Annotated in this window: 24 protein-coding genes; 4 read left to right on the top strand and 20 right to left on the bottom strand. The window is 43.9% G+C overall.

Annotation, left to right across the window (positions count from 1 at the left end):
- Nucleotides 1-24: 24 nt before the first annotated feature.
- From atpG to QQK21_RS20900, 20 genes are all read right to left on the bottom strand, one after another.
- Complete coding sequence (atpG, locus tag QQK21_RS20995) at nucleotides 25-891, bottom strand: F0F1 ATP synthase subunit gamma (RefSeq protein ID WP_284194119.1); 867 nt, start codon at nucleotides 889-891, stop codon at nucleotides 25-27.
- 43 nt (nucleotides 892-934) lie between these two features.
- Entirely contained in the window at nucleotides 935-2,476 is a 1,542-nt protein-coding gene (gene atpA, locus QQK21_RS20990; RefSeq protein WP_284194118.1) for a F0F1 ATP synthase subunit alpha, read from the bottom strand.
- Nucleotides 2,477-2,489: 13 nt separating this feature from the next.
- Entirely contained in the window at nucleotides 2,490-3,023 is a 534-nt protein-coding gene (gene atpH / locus QQK21_RS20985) for a F0F1 ATP synthase subunit delta (RefSeq protein ID WP_284194117.1), read from the bottom strand.
- Nucleotides 3,024-3,037: 14 nt separating this feature from the next.
- On the bottom strand, nucleotides 3,038-3,508 hold the full coding sequence (gene atpF, locus QQK21_RS20980; protein ID WP_284194116.1) for a F0F1 ATP synthase subunit B: 471 nt from the start codon (nucleotides 3,506-3,508) through the stop codon (nucleotides 3,038-3,040).
- A 70-nt stretch (nucleotides 3,509-3,578) separates the two neighbouring features.
- A complete protein-coding gene (gene atpE, locus QQK21_RS20975) occupies nucleotides 3,579-3,833 on the bottom strand; it encodes a F0F1 ATP synthase subunit C (protein ID WP_006957448.1) in 255 nt (84 codons plus the stop codon).
- 56 nt (nucleotides 3,834-3,889) lie between these two features.
- Nucleotides 3,890-4,702 carry a F0F1 ATP synthase subunit A gene (gene atpB, locus QQK21_RS20970; protein ID WP_284194115.1) on the bottom strand — a complete coding sequence of 271 codons (813 nt, stop codon included), beginning with the start codon at nucleotides 4,700-4,702 and terminating at the stop codon, nucleotides 3,890-3,892.
- A gap of 3 nt (nucleotides 4,703-4,705) precedes the next feature.
- Nucleotides 4,706-5,101 (bottom strand): F0F1 ATP synthase subunit I, encoded by a 396-nt coding sequence (locus tag QQK21_RS20965; RefSeq protein WP_284194114.1) that lies wholly within the window; start codon nucleotides 5,099-5,101, stop codon nucleotides 4,706-4,708.
- A 186-nt stretch (nucleotides 5,102-5,287) separates the two neighbouring features.
- Complete coding sequence (locus tag QQK21_RS20960; protein WP_284194113.1) at nucleotides 5,288-6,169, bottom strand: ParB/RepB/Spo0J family partition protein; 882 nt, start codon at nucleotides 6,167-6,169, stop codon at nucleotides 5,288-5,290.
- 23 nt (nucleotides 6,170-6,192) lie between these two features.
- Nucleotides 6,193-6,966: a ParA family protein gene (locus tag QQK21_RS20955; RefSeq protein ID WP_284194112.1), complete on the bottom strand. Its 774-nt coding sequence runs from the start codon at nucleotides 6,964-6,966 to the stop codon at nucleotides 6,193-6,195.
- A gap of 14 nt (nucleotides 6,967-6,980) precedes the next feature.
- Nucleotides 6,981-7,613, bottom strand: a complete 633-nt coding sequence (gene rsmG, locus QQK21_RS20950; RefSeq protein WP_284194111.1) for a 16S rRNA (guanine(527)-N(7))-methyltransferase RsmG — start codon at nucleotides 7,611-7,613, stop codon at nucleotides 6,981-6,983.
- Entirely contained in the window at nucleotides 7,610-9,508 is a 1,899-nt protein-coding gene (mnmG, locus tag QQK21_RS20945) for a tRNA uridine-5-carboxymethylaminomethyl(34) synthesis enzyme MnmG (protein ID WP_284194110.1), read from the bottom strand. Before mnmG ends, rsmG begins: the two co-directional genes overlap by 4 nt.
- A 437-nt stretch (nucleotides 9,509-9,945) precedes the next feature.
- Nucleotides 9,946-10,380 (bottom strand): FMN-binding protein MioC, encoded by a 435-nt coding sequence (gene mioC, locus QQK21_RS20940; protein WP_284194109.1) that lies wholly within the window; start codon nucleotides 10,378-10,380, stop codon nucleotides 9,946-9,948.
- Between the two features lie 50 nt (nucleotides 10,381-10,430).
- Nucleotides 10,431-11,792 carry a tRNA uridine-5-carboxymethylaminomethyl(34) synthesis GTPase MnmE gene (gene mnmE / locus QQK21_RS20935; protein WP_284194108.1) on the bottom strand — a complete coding sequence of 454 codons (1,362 nt, stop codon included), beginning with the start codon at nucleotides 11,790-11,792 and terminating at the stop codon, nucleotides 10,431-10,433.
- 122 nt (nucleotides 11,793-11,914) lie between these two features.
- Complete coding sequence (gene yidC / locus QQK21_RS20930; RefSeq protein ID WP_284194107.1) at nucleotides 11,915-13,534, bottom strand: membrane protein insertase YidC; 1,620 nt, start codon at nucleotides 13,532-13,534, stop codon at nucleotides 11,915-11,917.
- 2 nt (nucleotides 13,535-13,536) lie between these two features.
- The gene (gene yidD, locus QQK21_RS20925; RefSeq protein WP_284194106.1) at nucleotides 13,537-13,794 is read right to left on the bottom strand and encodes a membrane protein insertion efficiency factor YidD; all 258 of its coding nucleotides are present in this window, start codon (nucleotides 13,792-13,794) and stop codon (nucleotides 13,537-13,539) included.
- Complete coding sequence (rnpA, locus tag QQK21_RS20920; protein WP_284194105.1) at nucleotides 13,761-14,084, bottom strand: ribonuclease P protein component; 324 nt, start codon at nucleotides 14,082-14,084, stop codon at nucleotides 13,761-13,763. The genes yidD and rnpA overlap by 34 nt, the downstream gene beginning before the upstream one ends.
- Nucleotides 14,085-14,130: 46 nt before the next feature.
- Nucleotides 14,131-14,265, bottom strand: a complete 135-nt coding sequence (gene rpmH / locus QQK21_RS20915; protein ID WP_006880025.1) for a 50S ribosomal protein L34 — start codon at nucleotides 14,263-14,265, stop codon at nucleotides 14,131-14,133.
- Between the two features lie 230 nt (nucleotides 14,266-14,495).
- Entirely contained in the window at nucleotides 14,496-15,233 is a 738-nt protein-coding gene (locus QQK21_RS20910; protein WP_284194104.1) for an amino acid ABC transporter ATP-binding protein, read from the bottom strand.
- On the bottom strand, nucleotides 15,230-15,901 hold the full coding sequence (locus QQK21_RS20905; RefSeq protein ID WP_284194103.1) for an amino acid ABC transporter permease: 672 nt from the start codon (nucleotides 15,899-15,901) through the stop codon (nucleotides 15,230-15,232). The genes QQK21_RS20910 and QQK21_RS20905 overlap by 4 nt, the downstream gene beginning before the upstream one ends.
- Nucleotides 15,902-16,020: 119 nt before the next feature.
- On the bottom strand, nucleotides 16,021-16,767 hold the full coding sequence (locus tag QQK21_RS20900; protein ID WP_284194102.1) for an amino acid ABC transporter substrate-binding protein: 747 nt from the start codon (nucleotides 16,765-16,767) through the stop codon (nucleotides 16,021-16,023).
- 366 nt (nucleotides 16,768-17,133) lie between these two features.
- On the opposite strand from QQK21_RS20900, the gene dnaA reads away from it, so the two are divergent.
- The 4 genes from dnaA to gyrB all read left to right on the top strand — a co-directional run bounded on the left by dnaA (nucleotide 17,134) and on the right by gyrB (nucleotide 23,225).
- On the top strand, nucleotides 17,134-18,540 hold the full coding sequence (dnaA, locus tag QQK21_RS20895) for a chromosomal replication initiator protein DnaA (protein ID WP_284194101.1): 1,407 nt from the start codon (nucleotides 17,134-17,136) through the stop codon (nucleotides 18,538-18,540).
- A gap of 69 nt (nucleotides 18,541-18,609) precedes the next feature.
- Complete coding sequence (gene dnaN / locus QQK21_RS20890; protein WP_284194100.1) at nucleotides 18,610-19,710, top strand: DNA polymerase III subunit beta; 1,101 nt, start codon at nucleotides 18,610-18,612, stop codon at nucleotides 19,708-19,710.
- A 1-nt stretch (nucleotide 19,711) separates the two neighbouring features.
- Nucleotides 19,712-20,794, top strand: a complete 1,083-nt coding sequence (gene recF / locus QQK21_RS20885; protein WP_284194099.1) for a DNA replication/repair protein RecF — start codon at nucleotides 19,712-19,714, stop codon at nucleotides 20,792-20,794.
- Nucleotides 20,795-20,807: 13 nt separating this feature from the next.
- Entirely contained in the window at nucleotides 20,808-23,225 is a 2,418-nt protein-coding gene (gene gyrB, locus QQK21_RS20880; protein ID WP_284194098.1) for a DNA topoisomerase (ATP-hydrolyzing) subunit B, read from the top strand.
- Nucleotides 23,226-23,240: the final 15 nt, after the last annotated feature.

The raw sequence follows: 23,240 nt of genomic DNA, 5'->3' as shown, positions 1-23,240 counted from the left end.
TAAACTATTTCGTTTTACCTATGCTTAAACCGCAGCAGCGCCACCAACGATTTCTGATAGCTCTTGTGTAATTGCAGCCTGACGGGCTTTGTTATACACAAGTTCAAGATCTTCAATCAAATTGGTTGCATTGTCAGTTGCCGCTTTCATCGCAATCATTCGAGCCGCTTGCTCACAAGCAAGATTCTCTACTACACCCTGATATACCTGAGACTCTACGTAACGCACTAAAAGTGCATCAAGTAGTGGTTGTGGCTCAGGTTCATAGATGTAGTCCCATGAATGCTCACGCTGCATCTCTTCACTGTCTGATTTAGGCAGAGGTAGCAATTGATCGATCGTCGGTTGCTGAACCATAGTGTTGACAAATTTATTGAACACTACATACAGACGGTCCAGTTCACCTTCATCGTATTTCTTCAGCATTACGCTCACAGAACCGATTAGGTCTTCCAAACTTGGGCTATCGCCAAGGCCAGAAACCTGCGCAGCAACTTTAGCGCCACTGTTGTTGAAAAAAGCAGTTGCTTTTGAACCGACAACAGCCAGTTCAACTTCAGCCCCTTTTTCTTTCCAAGCTTGCATGTCAATAATTGCTTTTTTGAACACGTTAATGTTCAAACCACCACACAAGCCACGGTCTGTAGAAACGATGATGTAACCAACTCGCTTGGCTTCACGCTCTTCTAGATACGGATGACGATACTCTAGATTTGCGTTTGCCACATGACCGATCACTTTACGCATTGTTTCAGCGTATGGACGAGAAGCTTCCATTGCGTCTTGAGAGCGACGCATTTTTGAAGCTGCTACCATTTCCATCGCTTTCGTAATTTTCTGCGTGCTTTTAACACTACCGATTTTATTACGTATCTCTTTTGCGCCGGCCATCGTTACTCTCCATTAGTTGGTGGCAATCAATGCCACCGACCTATTACCAAGTTTGGGTTGCTTTGAAATCGTCCACTAGCTTCTTAAGCTGCGCTTCGACATCATTGTTATAAGCACCCGTCTTGTCGATCTCAGACGCGAGTTCAGCGTACTGAGCGCGAGCATACGATAGTAGAGCCGCTTCGAAATCTAACAGTTTGTTGAGTTCAACATCTGCCAAATAGCCGCGCTCTGCCGCGAAAATCACTAGCGCTTGGTCAAATACAGACATAGGAGCATATTGCTTTTGCTTCATTAGCTCTGTCACTTTTTGACCATGGTCTAGCTGTTTCTTCGTTGCATCATCAAGATCAGAAGAGAACTGAGCAAACGCAGCCAGTTCACGGTACTGAGCCAGTGCGGTACGGATACCACCAGATAGCTTCTTGATGATTTTCGTCTGAGCAGAACCACCTACACGAGATACTGAGATACCAGGATCAACCGCAGGACGAACGCCAGCGTTGAATAGCTCAGTTTGTAGGAAGATCTGACCATCAGTAATCGAGATTACGTTAGTCGGTACGAATGCTGAAACGTCACCCGCTTGGGTTTCAATGATAGGCAGAGCAGTCAATGAACCTGTCTTACCTGTCACTTCACCATTTGTGAATTTTTCTACATAATCTGCGCTAACTCGAGCAGCACGCTCTAGCAAACGAGAGTGAAGGTAGAATACATCCCCTGGGAATGCTTCACGACCTGGTGGACGTTTTAGTAGTAGAGAGATCTGACGGTAAGCCACAGCTTGCTTTGATAAATCATCATAAACAATCAGTGCATCTTCACCGCGATCACGGAAGTACTCACCCATAGCACAACCAGAATAAGGCGCTAAATATTGCAGCGCTGCAGATTCAGAAGCTGATGCCACAACCACGATAGTGTTTGCTAGCGCACCATGCTCTTCTAGTTTGCGCACAACGTTAGCAATGGTCGATGCTTTCTGACCAATCGCAACGTAGATAGAGTAAATACCAGAGTTTTTCTGGTTAATGATTGCATCAATAGCAAGAGCAGTTTTACCTGTCTGACGGTCACCAATCACAAGTTCACGCTGACCACGACCAATTGGGATCATTGAGTCAACAGACTTATAACCAGTTTGAACAGGTTGATCAACCGACTGACGGTCGATTACACCCGGTGCAATCACTTCAACAGGCGAAGATAGTTTCGCTTCAATCGGTCCCTTACCATCAATAGGCTCACCTAGCGTGTTCACTACGCGTCCTAGCAATTCTGGACCAACTGGTACTTCAAGAATACGACCTGTACCTGTTACTTTCATGCCTTCCTTTAGGTCAGCATATGGGCCCATGACAACCGCACCTACCGAGTCACGCTCAAGGTTAAGTGCGAGTGCATAACGGCCACCCGGTAATTCAATCATTTCACCTTGCATCACGTCAGCTAAGCCGTGAATGCGGATGATACCATCGCTTACCGATACGATAGTACCTTCGTTGCGAGCTTGACTAACAACGTCGAAAGACTCGATACGTTGTTTAATTAGTTCGCTAATTTCCGTGGAATTAAGTTGCATGCTCCAATCCCCATTAAGACTGCAATGCATCGTTTAAGCGATTCAGACGACCACGCGCTGAATCATCGATGACTAAGTCTCCGGCTCGAATAATCACCCCACCAAGTAGGGCCTCATCTATACTGCAATTCAGCTTAACTTTGCGCTCGAGGCGCTGCTCAAGTTTGCTGCTGATATTTGCGCACTGTTCCTCTGAAAGCTCTGACGCTGAAATAACTTCAACATCAATCTCTTTCTCACGCTCTTTTTTAAGCGCTAAAAACTGTTCACAAACATCAGGAAGGGTCGCCAAACGACCATTCTCTGCCATTACCTTCAAAAGGTTTTGACCATGAACATCGACCTGATCGCCACAAACAGCTACAAACACTTCCGCCAGCTTATCCGCTGACATGGCTCCTGTAAGGAGATCATGTATTTGCTCGTTTTTAGCAACCTGAGCGGCAAAAGATAACATTTGACTCCATTGGTCCAATGCATTCTTTTCCACCGCAAAGTCAAATGCTGCTTTAGCATAGGGGCGTGCGATAGTAGTCAAATCAGACATAAGCGCCCCCAGACTTAAAGTTTTGCAGTAATGTTGTCGAGAATATCTTTGTGCGCTTCTTTATCAATAGAGCGCTCAATGATTTTCTCAGCACCAGCTACAGCCAGAGTTGCAACCTGTTTGCGCAGCTCATCGCGTGCACGGTTGCGTTCAGCTTCAAGTTCAGCTTCTGCTTGTGAAAGAATCTTCTGACGTTCAGTCTGAGCTTCTTCACGAGCTTCATCTAAAATTTGAGCTTTACGCTTATTCGCTTGCTCGATGATCTCAGTTGCTGTGCGCTTCGCTTCTTTCAATTGTTCAGAAGCGTTTGCTTGTGCTAGATCCAAGTTTTTAGCAGCGCGGTCGGCTGCTTGTAGACCGTCAGCAATTTTTTTCTGACGTTCTTCAATTGCTTGCATCAATGGTGGCCATACATACTTCATGCAGAACCAGACAAATAGTGCAAACGAGATTGCTTGACCTAGCAGAGTTGCGTTTATGTTCACAACAGCTACCCCTTCTATTCGGACTAAGTGTTAATCAATAACAAGCTAGGCTTGTCGACTGTATACCCGATTAACCTAGTTGACCAACGAACGGGTTAGCGAACGTGAATAGAAGTGCGATAACGATACCGATCATTGGAACCGCATCAAGTAGACCTGCGATGATGAACATCTTAACTTGTAGCATAGGAGCCATTTCTGGTTGACGCGCTGCACCTTCAAGGAATTTACCACCTAGAAGTGCGAAACCAATCGCTGTACCAAGAGAAGCAAGACCGACGATAAGACCTACGGCGATTGCAGAAAAGCTCAGTAAAGTTTCCATTACTATCTCCAATTTATAGTTGTTGGCTAGTTGCCCAAATAAAAGCTTTAAAAAAATTAATGATCACTGTCTTCGTGTGCCATTGACAGATATACAATCGTCAACATCATAAACACGAAGGCTTGAATCGTAATAACCAATACATGGAAGATTGCCCACGGAAGTGAACCCATCCATTGTAAATACCATGGCAGCATTGCCGCACAAAGAATGAATACAACCTCACCCGCAAACATGTTACCGAAAAGACGCATACCAAGTGAGAGGGGTTTTGCCAGTAGCGAAACCACTTCGATTAGCAGGTTAAACGGAATCATCAAGGGGTGATTAAATGGATGTAATGCTAATTCTTTAGCGAATCCACCTAGACCTTTTACTTTGATGCTGTAGTAAATCATCAGAGCAAATACGCCTAGAGCCATAGCCATGGTGATATTCACATCAGCTGACGGTACAACCTTAAGATAAGGAATACCAAGCCAATGTTGTGCTGGGTAAGGTAAGAAATCGATAGGCACTAAGTCCATCAAGTTCATTATAAATACCCAACAAAAGATAGTCAGTGCTAAAGGTGCGATCAGTGGGTTGCGTCCATGGAACGTGTCTTTGACGTTTTCTGCGACAAATTCAACGATCATTTCTACAGCACACTGAAGCTTACCTGGTACACCCGCTGTTGTTCTCTTTGCTACTTTGTAAAAGATTCCAAGGAAAATTAAACCAGTAAACCAAGAAAAAAACAGGCTATCGATATGTACGTTCCAGAAACTTGCCTCCTCCGCTACAAGACCTAACTTATAAGTAGATAGGTTTGCAAGGTGGTGGGAAATATATCCGGACGACGTTAGCGCTTCACCTGGCGCAGCCATAACTCATCCTATTTTTTTGTTGTTAATGAATAGCACTGGCGCACAGATATTAATACCTAGAGCCAGCAAATAGGTTAGCTTAAGGGGAACGAGTTCCACCTGTATATACATGTAAGCAAAGGAAAAAAGCGCAACCGTGATGAGAATTTTCAGGGCTTCACCTGCGTAGAAAGAATTTGCAATGCGCTTAGCAGCGCGCGCTCCTCCATACATAAACGCAAACACAGCAAACACCGCATTAGCAACAACAAAAATGCCGCCGCCAATCAGTGCAGAAAGTCCCCATTTTGTATTCACAGTCAGTGCCATTACCACTGCCGTAAGTGTAACCGCGCCAAGCTGGATCATTAACAATCGCTTTGCAAGCTCTCGCCCAGGTCTAGCTAACGCCGCTACCATGTATTCGTACCTCGAGTAAAATCCACAGCCGTACTACCTCTGTGCTGGGAAATCGGCGAAAATTATACGGTGAGTCCTATTGAATGCAATTAAAACACCGCAAAAAGTTACAATTTTGTTTACAAACCGACAACTTTCGCACAAAAAATCGTTTTTTACATAATTGATTGGGAGCGATTATCTCATCTAGCCAGCTAACTTGGCAATAAGATGCTCTAATTTGTGAGGCTCATCTAGACTAATTGTTACCTTAGAGGTTCCATTTTTGGCTTTAACAATTGCTACTTTAGCATCCAGCATTTCACTTAATTTTTGTGACATTTGTTGTGCTTCAGCGTCTTGCGGCTCCTTTTTGTCCTCAGACTGAGGTTGCAGGCACTTTTTCACTAATTGTTCAGTCTGACGAACTGTCATGCGTTTTTTCGCTACCAGTTCAGCAACATCAACCTGTTGTTCACCTTCCAAGGCCAGTAAAGCTCGAGCATGTCCCATTTCAAGTAACCGCTCAGATAAAAGGTATTTAACATCCATCTCCAGTTGATTCAGTCTGAGTAAATTGGTGACTGTCGTGCGAGATTTACCAATCACATCAGCGACTTGCTGATGAGTCAACGAAAACTCTTCTTGGAGACGATCTAATGCTACCGCCTCTTCAATAACATTAAGATCTTCACGTTGAATATTCTCGATCAATGCCATAGCGATAGCAGCGCGATCATCGACATTTTTGATCACACAAGGGACTTCCTTTAACCCCGCCTTGCGTGCCGCTCGCCAACGTCTTTCGCCTGCAATAATTTCATATTTATCATTGTCCACTTGGCGCACAACGATAGGCTGGATGATACCTTGAGATTCGATTGATGCCGCTAACTCTTCCAGCGCTTCTGGTTCCATATCTGTCCGAGGTTGATACATACCAGGCTTGAGCGAATTAATATTAATATCCTTGAGATCGCCTTGGGAAGACAGTTCCTGGCTGTGTATTGCACTTTGCTGTTTTTCACGCGCAAGAGAACTTGTTGAAAGCAGAGCATCGAGCCCTTTACCTAAACCACGTTTAGACATGAAACACACTTCCTTTGGTTAAGTTATGCAGGAACTTCATCACGACGAAGCATCTCTCCAGCTAATGCAAGATAGGCTTTAGCGCCTGCTGAATATTTATCGTAATACATCGCTGGCTTACCATGGCTTGGGGCCTCTGCCAGACGGACATTGCGGGGAATAACCGTACGGTAGACTTTACTACCAAAGTGCTTTTTCAATTGGTCCGACACCTCATTAGATAAACGGTTACGAGGATCGTACATGGTACGCAACAACCCTTCTATTTTAAGGTTCTCATTGACTACCGCCGCCAATTTACTAATCGTATCCATCAATGCCGTTAGACCTTCTAACGCAAAATACTCACACTGCATAGGAACTAAAACCGAATCCGCAGCAGCCATCGCATTTATAGTAAGAAGGTTCAATGATGGAGGACAATCAATAAAGATGAAATCATAGTTATCACGCACAGGTGCAAGTGCGTGCTTTAAGCGCACTTCTCGAGCAAACACTTCCATTAACTTAATTTCGGCTGCAGTAACATCACCATTAGCAGCAATAAGGTCATAGTTCCCAGACGTTTTTCGGCATACAACATCGTCGAATGGAACTTCCTCAACCAATAGTTCATAAGCAGTAGAATCAATCTGGTATTTATCCACACCGCTAGCCATGGTTGCGTTGCCTTGGGGATCGAGATCAATAACCAATACTTTACGTTTTGTAGCAGCCATAGACGCCGCCAAATTAATACATGTTGTTGTTTTACCAACCCCACCTTTCTGGTTTGCAATTGCTACGATTTTTCCCACGACGCACCTCGCTTTTATTCCTTGCGGGATAAGATTACTAGATGACGCTCACCTTCCAATTGAGGAACAGTCAAAGCTTTGATGTCTGTCACAGAACACCAGCTTGGCAACTGTGTAATCTCATCCTGTGGTAATTGTCCTTTAAGGGCCAAAAAGCGTCCAGAGCCTTCCTTGGGGAGATGATGACACCATTCAACCATATCTGTCATGGAAGCGAACGCTCGACTCAATACACCGTCAAACTTATGCTCGGGCTGAAACTGTTCAACTCGACTTTGTACGGGAACAACGTTATGTATCTGTAATTCATGTAAAACTTGTTTAATAAAGCGAATGCGTTTACCTAAACTATCGAGCAGATAAAATTCTTTTTCTGGATGCATTACTGCTAGAGGAATGCCTGGTAATCCTGGGCCTGTTCCAACATCGATAAAGCGTTCACCTTGCAAATATTCACCCACAATAATGCTATCTAGGATATGCTTGACAAGCATATCACTCGGCTCACGTACCGAAGTGAGATTGTAAGCTTTGTTCCACTTGTGAAGCATTTCAACATAGCCAACTAATTGTTTACGCTGATTATCCGTTACTTCAAGTGTAGTTTGAGCAATTAAAGAATCCAACTGCGTGCGTAATTGGTTCATTGCGCTTCACCACCTTTTCTTAACAAGCCTTGTTTTTTCAAATGTACCAGCAAGATTGATATTGCTGCTGGTGTAATACCAGAGATGCGCGATGCTATACCAATCGACTCTGGTCTTGAATCCGTTAGCTTAACAACCACCTCGTTGGATAAACCCTTGACGTTGGCGTAGTCTAAATCAGCTGGGAGCAAAGTATGCTCGTGACGCAGTGATTTCTCAATCTCATCCTGCTGACGTTTGATATAACCTTCATATTTCACTTGGATTTCAACCTGCTCAGACGCTTGGCTATCTTCCATTGCAGGACTAAACGCTGCCAACTGGGTTAATTTTTCATAAGTCATTTCGGGGCGACGCAATAAATCCTCCCCACTTGCTTCACGGATCATAGGCGTTTTCAGTAATTGATTAAGCTGATCCACGCCTTCAGACTTAGGATTCATCCATATATCCTGCAGTCTTTGTCTTTCCGTCACTATGTTTTCGATCTTTTGATTAAAGCGTACCCAACGTTTATCATCGACTAAACCCAATTCGCGTGCTTTTTCTGTTAAACGCAAGTCAGCATTGTCTTCTCGTAGAAGCAGACGGTATTCAGCACGAGAGGTAAACATACGGTAGGGTTCTTTGGTTCCCATTGTTGATAAATCATCAATTAAAACACCCATGTAGGCTTGATCCCTTCTCGGGCTCCATCCTTCTTTGTCTTGGCTGTATAGACTCGCATTGAGTCCTGCCATCAAGCCCTGAGCTGCTGCTTCCTCATATCCTGTCGTACCATTAATTTGTCCCGCAAAAAATAATCCACTGATAAACTTCGTTTCGTAAGTTTGTTTAAGATCTCTCGGGTCAAAGAAATCATATTCAATTGCGTAACCAGGACGAACAATATGAGCATTTTCAAACCCTTTTATCGACCTTACTATGCTTACTTGAACGTCAAAAGGTAAACTGGTGGAAATACCATTTGGGTAGAGCTCGTGTGTTGTTAATCCTTCTGGTTCAATAAAGATCTGATGACTGTCTTTATCGGCAAAACGCATCACTTTATCTTCGATCGATGGACAATAGCGTGGCCCAATACCTTCAATGATACCTGAATACATAGGACTGCGATCTAAATTATTCCTGATGATCTCATGGGTATGATCGTTAGTATGCGTAATAAAACATGGTATCTGTTTGGGGTGTTGATCTCTGTGCCCCATAAATGAAAATACGGGTGTAGGATCATCACCATATTGAGCTTGAAGACCTGAAAAATCGACACTTCTTGCGTCAACTCGAGGTGGTGTACCTGTTTTCAGACGATCCACACGAAATGGCATTTCACGTAATCTATGTGCTAGGGCAATGGAAGGGGGATCGCCTGCGCGGCCTCCTGAAGAGTTTTCCATACCAATATGGATCTTACCTCCAAGAAAAGTTCCTACCGTCAATACAACCGCTTTGGCGCGAAATTTGAGGCCCATTTGAGTAACTACCCCAACGGCTTTTTCTTGCTCAACAATCAGATCGTCGACAGATTGTTGAAATAGAGTGAGATTTTCTGTGTTCTCTAGTGTGTTGCGCACATAAGCTTTATACAAAGCGCGATCAGCCTGTGCTCGAGTTGCCCTTACTGCGGGACCTTTCGAAGCATTGAGGGTTCTAAACTGAATACCAGAGTGATCAATGGCCTTTGCCATCAAACCTCCCATTGCATCCACTTCTTTCACCAAGTGTCCTTTACCAATACCGCCGATGGCTGGATTGCATGACATTTGGCCAAGTGTGTCTATATTGTGGGTCAACAAGAGTGTTTTTTGTCCTGTACGAGCTGACGCAAGAGCAGCTTCTGTTCCTGCGTGTCCACCACCAACAACAATGACATCAAAATTTTCATGATACAGCATGTACTGACCTCTGGTATTCAAAAGAGATATGGACAAATAAAAAGAGCGTTATTCTACCTGCTTTCCCTGTGATAGAAAATCGCTTTTCATACTTTTCACTTAAGCTACTGACAAGGCTTACTGTTATATGATCTTATATATGATCTTTTATTGGATCTGTTATTAGGATCGCCTAGATCTGTGGATAAGTAAAAAATGATCAACAAGATCATGGATCTTAATCGGATCTTACCTTGTGATCTTGTTTTGATCTAGATGAGGATTTCCTGAGATCAAATAGGGCACTTATGCACAGGGTGAAAAAAGATCAAAGGTTATTATTTGGATAACTATAGGTTAATCACCGGATAATTGTAGTTTTATCCACAGATGGGTTTTGGGATAATGGGAGAATATAAGGGTGGAAGTAGCGATAATTAACTACTTCCATATGGTGGTTAAAACTGATGGATATGTTTTGTTAGCCAAGCTTCGGCCGCATCTTCAGGAACATCATGGCTCAATATATCGATAGTTAGGCAGTCTGTGATGGGGGTGGCACCAATATCTTCTAATAGGGCATGGGCATGCTTGCCAGCTCCGCAAAAAGTATCGTAACTAGAATCACCAATCGCGACGACGGCATACTTAACACCTGACATTTTGGGGGGGGTAGTTTGTAGTGTTTGGATAAAAGGTTGGATATTGTCCGGGTAATCACCTGCTCCGTGAGTTGAGGTGACGATCAACCAAGTACCTTCAGCGGGAATATCGTTGAGGGTGGGCTGGTTGTGAATACAGGTTTCAAAACCGTGTTTTACCAGTAGATCACTAAGGTGATCACCCACGTATTCAGCACCTCCTAAAGTGCTGCCAGTAATGATTTGGATCATGCGGTTTCCTTTATTTAAAGAAGGCTCATATTCATATTTGAGCTGATGAGTTATTTTCCAATACAGAATGAAGTGAAAATACGCCCAAGTAAATCGTCAGAACTAAATTCCCCCGTTATTTGGTTAAGGTGTTGCTGAGCAATTCTGAGCTCTTCTGCCAAAATCTCTCCAGCCATATAACCTTCTAGTTGTTGCTGACCAATATGAAGGTGTTCTGCTGCTTGTTCAAGCGCCTCAAGATGACGCCGGCGTGCCATAAAGCCCCCTTCGTTGTTTCCTGAAAAACCCATGCATTGTTTTAGGTGGTGGCGTAGTGCTTCCACTCCTTGACCTGTGCGTGCAGATAAACGAATCAGGGTCGGAGAGTTAACATGGCAGATACCAATATCTTCACCGGTTTGATCCGCTTTATTGCGGATAACGGTCATACCGATATTGCTTGGTAAGCGATCAACAAAATCAGGCCATATTTCCTTGGGATCTGTGGCATCTGTGGTTGTACCGTCCACCATAAAAAGAACGCGATCTGCTTGTTCTATCTCATCCCACGCTCGTTCTATACCAATTTTTTCTACTTCGTCAGAGGCATCACGCAGTCCTGCGGTATCGATAATATGTAACGGCATGCCATCGAGGTGTATGTGTTCACGAAGCACATCACGTGTTGTACCTGCAATGTCTGTCACTATCGCAGACTCTTTACCAGATAGCGCATTGAGCAGGCTGGATTTACCGGCATTGGGTCTACCCGCAATAACCACTTTCATCCCTTCGCGCATAATGGCCCCTTGAGTGGCCTCTTTTCGTACTGAGTTTAGATTATCTATGATTGCTTGAAGATCGGTCGACACTTTACCGTCGGCTAGGAAGTCAATTTCTTCTTCTGGGAAATCAATCGCCGCTTCGACGTATATTCTCAGATGAATAAGGGATTCTACTAAGGTATGAATACGTTGTGAAAATGCACCCTGAAGAGATTTTAGGGCTGATTTTGCCGCTTGCTCAGAGCTGGCATCGATGAGATCTGCTATTGCTTCGGCTTGAGCAAGATCGAGTTTATCGTTAAGAAATGCTCGCTCAGAAAACTCACCTGGACGCGCGGTTCTGATCCCTTTTATTTTTAAGATGCGGTTAATGAGAATATCCATAACCACAGGGCCACCGTGTCCTTGCAGTTCGAGAACATCTTCACCAGTAAAAGAATTGGGGTTGGGGAAAAAAAGTGCAATACCTTGATCCAGCTGGCTACCATCTTGGTCAATAAATGGCAAATACTCAGCATAGCGAGGGCGCAGTTTCTTACCTGTTACTTCGATAGCGACTTTACTTGCAAGCGCACCGGAGACTCGAATTATGCCCACTCCGCCACGGCCGGGAGCGGTGGCTTGAGCCACTATGGTATCAGTTGTCATAAATGTGCCTGTGTTGTTTCAAAACGCCCTAATAAGGCAAATATCGGTTAGCTGAATTGTAATCAGCTCAAAACGAAAAGGCGACCTTTTGGTCGCCTTTTAATATTATTTCTATTTACACTTTATTTAGTGTGCAAGCCTTTCTTTTCCAGTGATTTATAAATCAAGGTTTGCTGGATAAGCGTCACAATGTTTGAGACAAGCCAGTAAAGTACCAAACCTGATGGGAAGAATAAGAAGAAGAAAGTGAACATAACCGGCATAAAGGTCATGATCTTCTGCTGCATAGGATCGGTTACTGTGGTTGGGCTCATCTTTTGAATCATGAACATTGAAGCGCCCATTAGTAATGGCAATATATAATATGGATCTTGTGCTGATAGGTCAGTGATCCAGCCGAAGAATGGAGAATGGCGCAGTTCTACGGATTCCATCAATGCCCAATACAGCGCAATGAAGATAGGCATCTGCAGTACAAGAGGTAAACAGCCACCCAGCGGGTTCACTTTCTCTTTCTTATACAGCTCCATCATTTCTTGGCTCATGCGCTGACGGTCATCACCAATACGCTCACGCATAGCTTGTAGCTTAGGCTGAAGCATACGCATTTTAGCCATAGAAGTGTACTGAGCTTTGGTCAGTGGGTACATAGCACCACGAACAATGAAGGTTAGACAGATAATGGCTAAGCCCCAGTTGCCAACAAAACTTTGAATAAATGAAAGCAGAGTGTGAAGGGGTTTAGCGATAAACCATAACCAGCCGTAATCCACCACCAAATCTAGGTTTGGTGCCACTTTCGCCATTTGATCTTGAAGTTTAGGTCCAACCCAAAGCGTGGCCTTAAACTGAGCAGAGTCACCGTTAGCGATAGTTTTATTTGGCATACGAACGCCAATATCACCTAGGTTACCAATTACGCGAGTGTAAAGGTTAGTACCTGGTTCATCGCGAGGAATCCAAGCGGTCGCAAAGTAGTGCTGAATCATCGCTGCCCAACCTTGGCCATCTGGCAAGTTGACAGACAGATTACGATCTTGCATATCGTCGAAGCTGTATTTTTTGTAACGAGTTTCTTCGCTTGAATACGCTCCGCCACGATAAGTTGGCATGGTAATGCTGCCGCCATCATCCATTAAATTTTGGCGAAGATGTGCGTACATACCAAACGTGGCGTTGTTGCCTGAATTGTTTACTACATCATATTCAACATCTACTGCATAGCTGCCGCGCTGTAAAATGAAGGTCTTGGTGTACTCAAGTCCATTAGCCTTATACGTCATCGGAATACGCAATTCGTTTTGGTCATCGGCCAAAACGACGTTATCAGCATTGACTTGGTATACAGGACGATTACCACTGCTAAGGTCGATACCTTGAGGTCCAACTAAACCACTTTGTGCAATAAATTGGTGACCCGCTTCATTTTTAAGTAGAACGAATGGATCTACAGAGTTGAGTTCAGCAGAGTATTTATTAAGGTCTGCGGTGATAACATCACCACCTACCGTATCAATCGACAGAGTTAAGACGTCAGTTGTCACGGTGATCGTTTTAGCAGACGCTTGCTGCGCGGGAGCGGGATCTAATTCATCCGCAAGAGATGGGGCAGGTGCTGTGCTGCTAGATTGTGCCTGTTCAACCGTCTGTGGTACTGGATTCTTTGCCCCTTGCCATTTTTGAAATAACAAGAAAGAAACCAGTGCTAGCGCGATCAACAGGATATTACGTTGAGAATCCATCGTTATTTATCTCTGTCTTGTTTCTGGACTGGTGGTACTGGGTCAAAACCACCCGTATTCAAAGGGTGGCATTTTAATAGACGTTTGCTCGATAACCAACAACCTTTTACAAATCCATGATATTTTAGTGCTTCAATCGCGTAACTTGAGCAGGTTGGGGTAAAACGACAACGCGGTCCAATAAGTGGACTGATTAGGCCTTGATATAGTCGGACTAAGCCGATTGCTACCCACGCGAAGGGCGAGACAGACGCTGCCATAATTTATCAAACAACTTAAAAAGTTCATCATTGCTGAGATCCTGTGCGCTTTTTTTAGCAATTACAACAAAATCCTTGTGTGGGAGTTGGTGCTGTTTGTTGCGAAAACTTTCGCGAGCGAGACGCTTAAAGCGATTGCGTGCAGGAGCGGTTTTAATCTGTTTTTTGGGTACTGCCAATCCTAATCTTGGATGAGAAAGAGAATTATTGCGAGCAATGATAGTAAGATGTGGCGAGCCAGCTCTGTGAGCTTGCTGAAAGACATTTTTGTAATGCTCGGGAGTTAACAAACGTAACTCCCGATTGAACGCGTACGTATTCAAAATAAACTAGTGATTACTTTGAAAGGCGCGCACGGCCTTTTGCACGACGTGCATTAATTACTTTACGACCGTTCTTAGTTGCCATGCGAGCACGGAAACCGTGAGTACGCTTGCGCTTTAGAACTGAAGGTTGAAAAGTGCGTTTCATGATAATTACCTTTACTGATCAGTAGTGTTAGGTCAATGTTATCCTTGCGTTGGCCTTTTATGTCTTTTGCTATGCAAGTTAAGACAGGCCGACACCTCTAAACAAAGAGGCGGAATTGTAATCACAGTCACACAAAGTGTCAATCATTGAGCAACTGCTAAATTCCGGCCGAGCGATTATACGGAGTGTGAACAAAATCTCAAGGATCAAGAGTGCTTCGATAGTGATCTTTATTTTTCACCCACTTGTCTGAGGAATTTTCTCAAGCGAAGATCCTGTGGATGATTAAATATAACCTGTGGAGTACCTTGCTCGACTATATTCCCGTCGGCCATAAAGATCACTCTGTCTGCGACCTCTCGGGCAAACTGCATTTCATGCGTAACCACCAGCATGGTCTGATCTTTGTTGGCCAGTTCTTTCATCAGCTGCAGTACCTCCCCAACCCACTCAGGATCGAGAGCGGAAGTGGGCTCATCAAATAGCAATAGTTCCGGTTGAAGTGCCATGGCTCGACCTATGCCTACCCGTTGTTGCTGGCCACCTGAGAGCGCGTCAGGATAACGGTCTGCTTTGTCGCCCAAGCCTATATCATCGAGGATTTTTTGTGCATGTGCTAGGGCGAGTGCTTTTTTCCAGCCATGGACCGTAATCAATCCTTCGGCAATGTTTTGTTTCGCTGTCATATGGGCAAATAGAGCATAGTTTTGGAAAACAAATCCTGTTTTTCGACGCAGATTGAGTACCTCAGATTGTGAATGTTTTTCTGCATCCACGCGGATATCACCTATGGTTATTTCTCCTTTGTCGGCTTGCTCTAAAAAATTAACCGTGCGCAGTAAGGTTGATTTTCCTGTCCCGCTGGAGCCGATAATGACAATGATTTCTCCTTGATTTATTTCTAGATCAATGCCTTTAAGAACGTTTGAATCGCCAAAGCTTTTATGGATATTGGTAAGCTTAATCATCTTATATACGCCTTATTCAGTTTCACTTCGGCCCAGTTTTGTAGACGGGTAAGGACGACAACGACTGCCCAGTAAATGAGTGCGACCGCCAAAAAAGCTTCGAAAAAACGGAAGCTGGATGAGGCCTCCATTTGAGCCTTTGCCATGATTTCAGCAACACCCAAAGTGAAGGCTAGCGAAGTTGATTTGATCATATCAATGAAGTAATTCATCAGTGACGGGAGCGCGATTCGAGTTGCTTGAGGCAGAATAATTCGCCGCATCGCTTGAAACGTCGTCATCCCTACCGATAGACTGGCCTCCATCTGACTGCGATCTACCCCTATGATTGCAGCCCGAATACTTTCTGCCATGTAGGCTGCAAAGTGCAGAGTTAGGCCAATAACGGCGGCGCTAAAGGCATTGAGCCCGATAAATACTGGAAAAATCTGTGGTAACCCGTAATAAAGAAGGAACAGCTGGACCAAGAGTGGTGTTCCGCGGAAAAAGCTGATGTAGATTTGACTCAACTGATCGAGTACGGGTACACGAAATACTCGAATGTTAGCAAGTACGACAGCCAATATTAATGCGAATACTAAGCCTAATGTCGCCATTTCCATGGTGGTACCAAGATACTTAAGCAGTATCGGCATTAGGTTTAGCATGTAGTTGAAATCAAATCCCATAATGTGTCTCAGTAAAATTCGTCCTATTAAAAAGGAAAAACCCACGGCAAGGGGTAAAAAAGCGGTGGGTTAGTCGTCTATCTATTTGTGTATTATTGGATGTCTATATTTTATCGACACTATTGGGTGATATCTGCACCAAACCATTTTTGTGAAATCGTATTGAGTGTTCCATCTGCACGCATAGCGGCTAAGGTTTGGTTTACCTCACTTTGAAGTTGCTTGCCTCTTGCGTTGTCAACAAACGGCCATGCATTTTCAATGGTTTCAAAAGGTTTTCCCGCGAGTTGAAGGGGAAGGCCTGTTTTCTTAATGAGTTCAAGTGCAGAAAGACGATCCATAACAAAAGCGTCAGCTCGACCTAGTGCTACGTCATGCTCAATACCTGTGTCGTATGTTTTAATGATAATGTTTTTATTTTTATCATATTTTCTAAGCAGTTGTTCGAAATTAGATCCTAAGTTGACGGCGACCGTTTTTCCTTCAAGATCGTCAATACCGTTAATATTTTTGTTGCCTTTTCTCACTGTAATCTGTGCACCGTCAACAACATAAGGATCAGCAAAAAGGTACTTGTTTTTACGTGCATCTGTCATAGTAATTTGGTTTGAAATCGTATCAATGCGGCCAGTTTCGAGTAAGCCGAATAAACCTGAAAAATTGGCAGTGACATATTCAACTTGGTAGTCATTGCGTTTGCCAATTTCATCCCAAAGGTCAACTTCAAACCCTTGCAACTTATCTTGTTCAACGAAAGTAAATGGGTAATAACGACCAGACATGCCTACTTTAACGTTTGTTGCGGCTTGAACGGTTATTGCTGAGAGTGCCAATGCTGCTACAGCAGCCTTAATCCAGTTTTTCATAATAAAGCTCCAAAGTTTATGGAGACTGATACTACTGTTAATTTGGTTATTAATAAAAATAACCAAGAGCAATAACCTAGACAGTGGAGGAATAAGTGAACAAAAAATAGCGCGTTCAATCACAAGTTAAGAAAACTTGTTCCACAGAGTTATCACCAGACGAAAGATCTGTGAGAAATTGCTCAGATGTGGATCATTATGTGAGTAAGAATAGGACCACTTGTGTTGATCTTACGGATAATGACGAAAATATTGTGAATAACTTAGATCTTATTCACTGGAACCTCGATCATTTACTGGCGATCTTGGTTATCAACAGGTAAAATTACCAATCTTTTTCGATCATTAATTTAGGGTGGGGCCAACGTGTCATCTTCGCTTTGGTTGCAATGTATGCAGCAGCTTCAAGAAGAGCTACCAGCTACAGAATTCAGTATGTGGGTACGTCCGTTACAAGCGGAGCTCAATGACAGTACGCTCACTTTATTTGCGCCTAACCGTTTTGTAATGGATTGGGTTCGCGATCGATACCTAAATAGTATCAATCGGTTACTGCAGGATTATTGTGGAAACGATATTCCAAGTTTGCGCTTTGAAGTTGGGAGTAAACCTATCTCAGCGCCTACACCTGTGCCTAAAAGAACGCCTGCGGATGTTGCCGCCGAGTCATCTGCGCCTGCTCAGCTTCAGGCTCGCAAACCCATTCACAAAACTTGGGATGATGATGAACAGAAACTTGCTGAGATAAATCATCGCTCTAACGTTAATATCAAGCATAAATTCAATAACTTTGTTGAAGGTAAGTCTAACCAACTCGGTTTGGCGGCGGCGAGGCAAGTCGCGGATAATCCGGGGGCAGCCTATAACCCTCTCTTTTTATACGGTGGGACGGGGCTGGGTAAAACACACTTATTGCATGCCGTTGGTAATGCAATTGTGGATAACAAGCCTAACGCGAAAGTGGTCTACATGCACTCTGAACGTTTTGTTCAGGATATGGTTAAGGCTCTACAAAATAATGCTATTGAAGAGTTTAAGCGCTATTACCGCAGTGTTGATGCTCTACTCATTGATGACATCCAATTTTTTGCTAATAAAGAACGTTCACAAGAAGAATTCTTTCATACCTTTAATGCCTTATTGGAAGGGAATCAACAGATCATCTTAACATCAGACCGTTACCCCAAAGAGATCAGTGGTGTCGAAGATCGTCTCAAATCTCGTTTTGGTTGGGGGTTAACGGTTGCGATCGAGCCTCCCGAACTAGAAACTCGGGTCGCGATCTTGATGAAAAAAGCAGAAGATCATCAAATTCATTTGGCTGATGAAGTGGCGTTTTTTATCGCGAAAAGACTGCGATCGAATGTCCGGGAATTGGAAGGAGCGCTGAACCGAGTTATCGCTAATGCCAATTTCACGGGTCGCCCAATTACGATTGATTTTGTTCGAGAGGCGCTGCGCGACCTTCTCGCATTACAGGAAAAGTTGGTCACAATAGATAACATTCAAAAAACGGTTGCTGAGTATTACAAGATTAAAGTGGCCGATCTGTTGTCTAAGCGTCGTTCTCGCTCTGTTGCTCGTCCTCGTCAACTGGCCATGGCTTTGGCTAAAGAATTGACGAATCATAGCTTGCCAGAGATAGGGGACGCCTTTGGCGGTCGTGACCACACAACGGTACTGCATGCTTGTCGGAAAATAGAGCAACTGCGCGAAGAAAGTCACGATATAAAAGAAGATTATTCTAATCTGATTCGTACCCTTTCTTCTTAAATCGCAGTATTCTAAGCACGAAATAGATTCATTCCTTATCAAGCTAAACGAATTCTGAAAGAGCGTACTATGAAATTTTCCATTGAGCGTAGTCACCTACTCAAGCCACTCCAGCAAGTTTCTGGTGCTTTGGGTGGCCGTCCAACTCTTCCTATTCTTGGTAATTTACTGCTTAAAGTAGAGGGAAATATGCTCTCTATGACAGCCACAGATTTGGAAGTCGAGCTTATCAGTCGTGTGGCTTTAGAAGGAGACTTTGAGGCAGGCAGTGTGACTGTGCCTTCACGTAAGTTTCTCGATATTTGCCGTGGGCTGGCCGATGATTCGGTGATCACCTTTATTCTTGATGGCGATAAGGCACAAGTGCGCTCAGGTCGAAGCCGCTTTTCCCTATCAACTTTACCGGCCAATGATTTTCCCAATATTGAAGATTGGCAAAGTGACGTTGAATTGTCACTTACGCAAGGCGCCTTGCGCGGTCTTATTGAAAAAACGCAGTTTTCGATGGCCAATCAAGATGTGCGTTATTACTTAAATGGTATGCTGTTTGAGCTCGAAGGAACCACATTACGCAGTGTGGCTACAGATGGACACCGTATGGCGGTATCACAGACCCAATTGGATATCGAATTTGCGCAACAACAAATTATAGTCCCGCGTAAAGGGGTACTTGAGTTAATGAAGTTGCTGGATACACCAGAACAAAATGTCACATTACAGATTGGTAGTTCAAATCTTCGTGCGGAAGTCGATCATTTTGTTTTCACTTCTAAACTGGTCGATGGCCGTTTTCCCGACTATCGCCGCGTCATGCCTCAGTCAACCAGCAAAATACTTGAAGCTGAGTGTGAACAATTGCGTCAGGCCTTCTCTCGTGCAGCGATTTTATCTAACGAAAAGTTTCGTGGTGTACGGGTAAACTTGTCAGGTAATGAGCTCACCATTACCGCTAATAACCCAGAGCAGGAAGAAGCGGAAGAAACCTTGGATGTCAGCTATGAAGGTGAGCCAATTGAAATTGGTTTTAATGTCAGTTATATCTCTGATGTATTGAATACCTTGCGTTGTGATAAGGTCAGAATATCAATGTCAGAAGCGAATGCCAGTGCGTTGATTGAAAATTCGCAAGACGACAGCTCAATATACGTGGTTTCACCAATGCGACTTTAGTATGCCGCTTTCACGTATCGTTATTCAGAAGTTTCGTAACATTGAAGCCTGTGATATTGAAGTATCAGCAGGCTTTAACTTTCTTATTGGTCCCAATGGCAGTGGAAAAACCAGTGTTTTGGAAGCCATTTATTTACTTGGACACGGTCGTTCATTTAAAAGCAGCCTTACGGGGCGTGTGATTCAAAATGGCTGTGACCAGCTGTTTGTTCATGGCCGTTTTTTGAACTCGGATCAATTTGAGTTACCAATTGGCATTAATAAGCAGCGTGATGGCTCAACTGAAGTTAAAATAGGGGGTCAATCTGGTCAAAAGTTGGCTCAGCTTGCTCAGACTTTGCCACTGCAATTGATCCACCCAGAAGGCTTTGACTTATTAACCGATGGTCCAAAGCACCGCAGAGCTTTTATCGATTGGGGCGTTTTTCATGTTGAACCTGCGTTCTATGATGCTTGGGGGCGATTTAAGCGGTTGAATAAGCAGCGTAATGCACTTTTGAAAACGGCATCATGTTATCGTGAGCTTTCTTATTGGGATCAAGAAATGGCGGGCCTGGCTGAAAAAATTAGCCATTGGCGAGCTGACTATGTTGAGCAAGTCAGCGAGAAAATAGCAAGTATATGCCAGTTGTTTCTACCTGAATTTGAAATTCAGTTGAAGTACTCGCGGGGATGGGACAAAAACACGTCTTACGCATCAATCCTAGAGGAAAACTTCGAACGAGATCAGGCGCTAGGGTATACTTTTAGCGGACCAAATAAAGCCGATTTAAGAATTAAAGTGAATGGGACACCTGTTGAAGATGTGCTGTCACGCGGTCAGCTCAAGCTTATGGTGTGTGCACTTAGAGTCGCACAAGGACAACACCTGACAGAGGTGACTGGTAAGCAATGTATCTACTTAATTGATGACTTTGCTTCAGAATTAGATAGTCAACGTCGCAAGCGTCTTGCAGACTGCTTGAAAGAGACGCGGGCACAAGTTTTTGTCAGCTCTATTACGCAAGTTCAAATCGACGATATGTTAGATGAAAAGGGCAAGATGTTCCGTTTGGAACATGGCACAATAGAGCAAAATATATAGCGGAAGATAACTCATGTCTGAAAATTACGATTCATCGAGTATTAAAGTACTAAAGGGCCTAGACGCGGTTCGTAAGCGTCCGGGAATGTACATCGGCGATACCGACGATGGTACCGGCCTACACCACATGGTTTTCGAGGTGGTCGACAACTCTATTGATGAAGCGTTAGCGGGTCACTGTAAAGACATTATTGTGACTATTCATGAAGATAGCTCAGTATCGGTTCGGGATGATGGACGTGGTATTCCTACGGAATTGCATCCAGAAGAGAATGTTTCTGCTGCTGAAGTGATTATGACGGTTTTGCATGCTGGTGGTAAGTTTGACGACAACTCATACAAAGTCTCCGGTGGTCTACATGGTGTGGGTGTTTCCGTTGTTAATGCTTTGTCAAAAGAAGTTTCACTGACGATTCACCGTGGTGGAAAAACGCATAGCCAAACCTACTACCATGGCGTACCTAAAGCGCCACTTGCCGTCATTGGTGAGACCGACAGAACAGGGACAGAAATTCGCTTTTGGCCAAGTGAAGAGACGTTCACCAATACCGAGTTTCATTACGATATTCTGGCCAAACGTCTACGTGAACTGTCCTTCCTGAACTCGGGTGTGTCGATTAAGTTGATCGATGAGCGTGAAGAAGATAAGAGTGACCACTTCATGTATGAAGGTGGTATCCAAGCATTCGTTGAACATCTTAACACCAATAAAACCCCAATTATTGAGAAAGTTTTTCACTTTAATACTGAGCGTGAAGATGGCATTTCAGTTGAAGTGGCGATGCAGTGGAATGATGGCTTTCAAGAAAACATCTATTGTTTTACCAATAATATCCCACAGCGAGATGGCGGCACACACCTTGCTGGTTTTAGAGCGGCTTTAACCCGTACGCTGAATACCTTTATGGATAAAGAAGGGTTTTCTAAAAAAGCGAAAACGGCGACATCTGGCGATGACGCTCGTGAAGGTCTAACGGCTGTTATCTCAGTTAAGGTTCCCGATCCTAAATTCTCAAGTCAGACTAAGGACAAGCTTGTGTCTTCCGAAGTCAAATCGGCAGTAGAGTCGGTTATGGGTGAAAAACTTTCTGAGTTTTTGGTTGAACATCCCGCAGAAGCTAAGACGGTGTGCTCGAAAATTATCGATGCTGCGCGTGCTCGAGAAGCTGCGCGTAAAGCTCGTGAAATGACACGTCGTAAAGGAGCGCTTGACCTAGCTGGTTTACCAGGGAAACTGGCCGATTGTCAGGAGAAAGATCCGGCGTTGTCTGAACTTTACATTGTGGAGGGTGATTCTGCAGGTGGCTCGGCAAAACAAGGTCGCAACCGCAAGAATCAGGCCATTTTGCCTCTCAAAGGTAAAATTCTTAACGTAGAAAAAGCGCGCTTTGACAAAATGCTTTCATCTCAAGAAGTGGCAACGTTAATTACCGCTCTTGGTTGTGGGATTGGTCGGGATGAATACAATCCGGATAAATTGCGTTACCACAATATTATTATCATGACGGATGCAGATGTCGATGGCTCTCACATCCGTACTCTGCTTTTGACCTTTTTCTATCGTCAAATGCCTGAACTCATCGAACGTGGTTATGTATACATAGCACAGCCGCCTTTGTACAAGGTAAAGAAAGGTAAGCAAGAACAATACATTAAAGATGAAGATGCGATGAATCAGTATCAAGTTGCTTTGGCACTCGATAACGCGGCTTTACATGTTAACCCTCAAGCGCCAGCACTGGCTGGAGAAGCGCTTGAGAAACTGGTTCATCAGTATAACGCAGGCATAAAGCTAGTGGATCGCATGAGTCGCCGTTACCCTCGTGCACTGCTAAACGAGTTTATTTACACTCCTCGCTTAACCGCGGACAAGTGCCATGACGCGGACTTGGTTGGAGCTTGGACCAAACAGCTAGTCGAACAGTTAAATGCCAAAGAAGTTGGAGCAAGTCAATATAGCTTTGAAGTTGAGCAACATGCTGAACTTGGTCTCAATCTACCGAGAATTTTGGTAAGAACTCATGGTGTTACTCATGAGTTTGCTCTGAGCATTGACCTGTTGAACTCTAAAGAATACGGCAAGTTAGCTAGCCTATCTGAAGCGCTTGATGGTTTGATTGAAGAGGGAGCGTATATTCAGCGTGGTGAGCGCACTCAACCAGTATCAAGCTTTGCCGATGCTCTGAATTGGCTGATTAAAGAGTCTCGTCGAGGTTTGAGTCTACAGCGCTACAAAGGTTTGGGTGAAATGAACCCAGATCAGCTTTGGGAAACCACTATGGACCCTGAAACTCGTCGCATGATGCAAGTAACGATTGAAGATGCCGTCGGTGCCGATCAATTGTTCACGACTTTAATGGGCGATCAGGTTGAGCCGCGTCGAAACTTTATCGAAGAAAATGCGCTTAAGGTTGCTAACTTGGATGTATAGTTTGATTTAAGGTTA

The sequence above is a fragment of the Vibrio zhanjiangensis genome (assembly GCF_030161235.1).
GTDB lineage: Bacteria > Pseudomonadota > Gammaproteobacteria > Enterobacterales > Vibrionaceae > Vibrio > Vibrio zhanjiangensis.
This window is presented reverse-complemented; position numbering and strand designations above follow the sequence as displayed.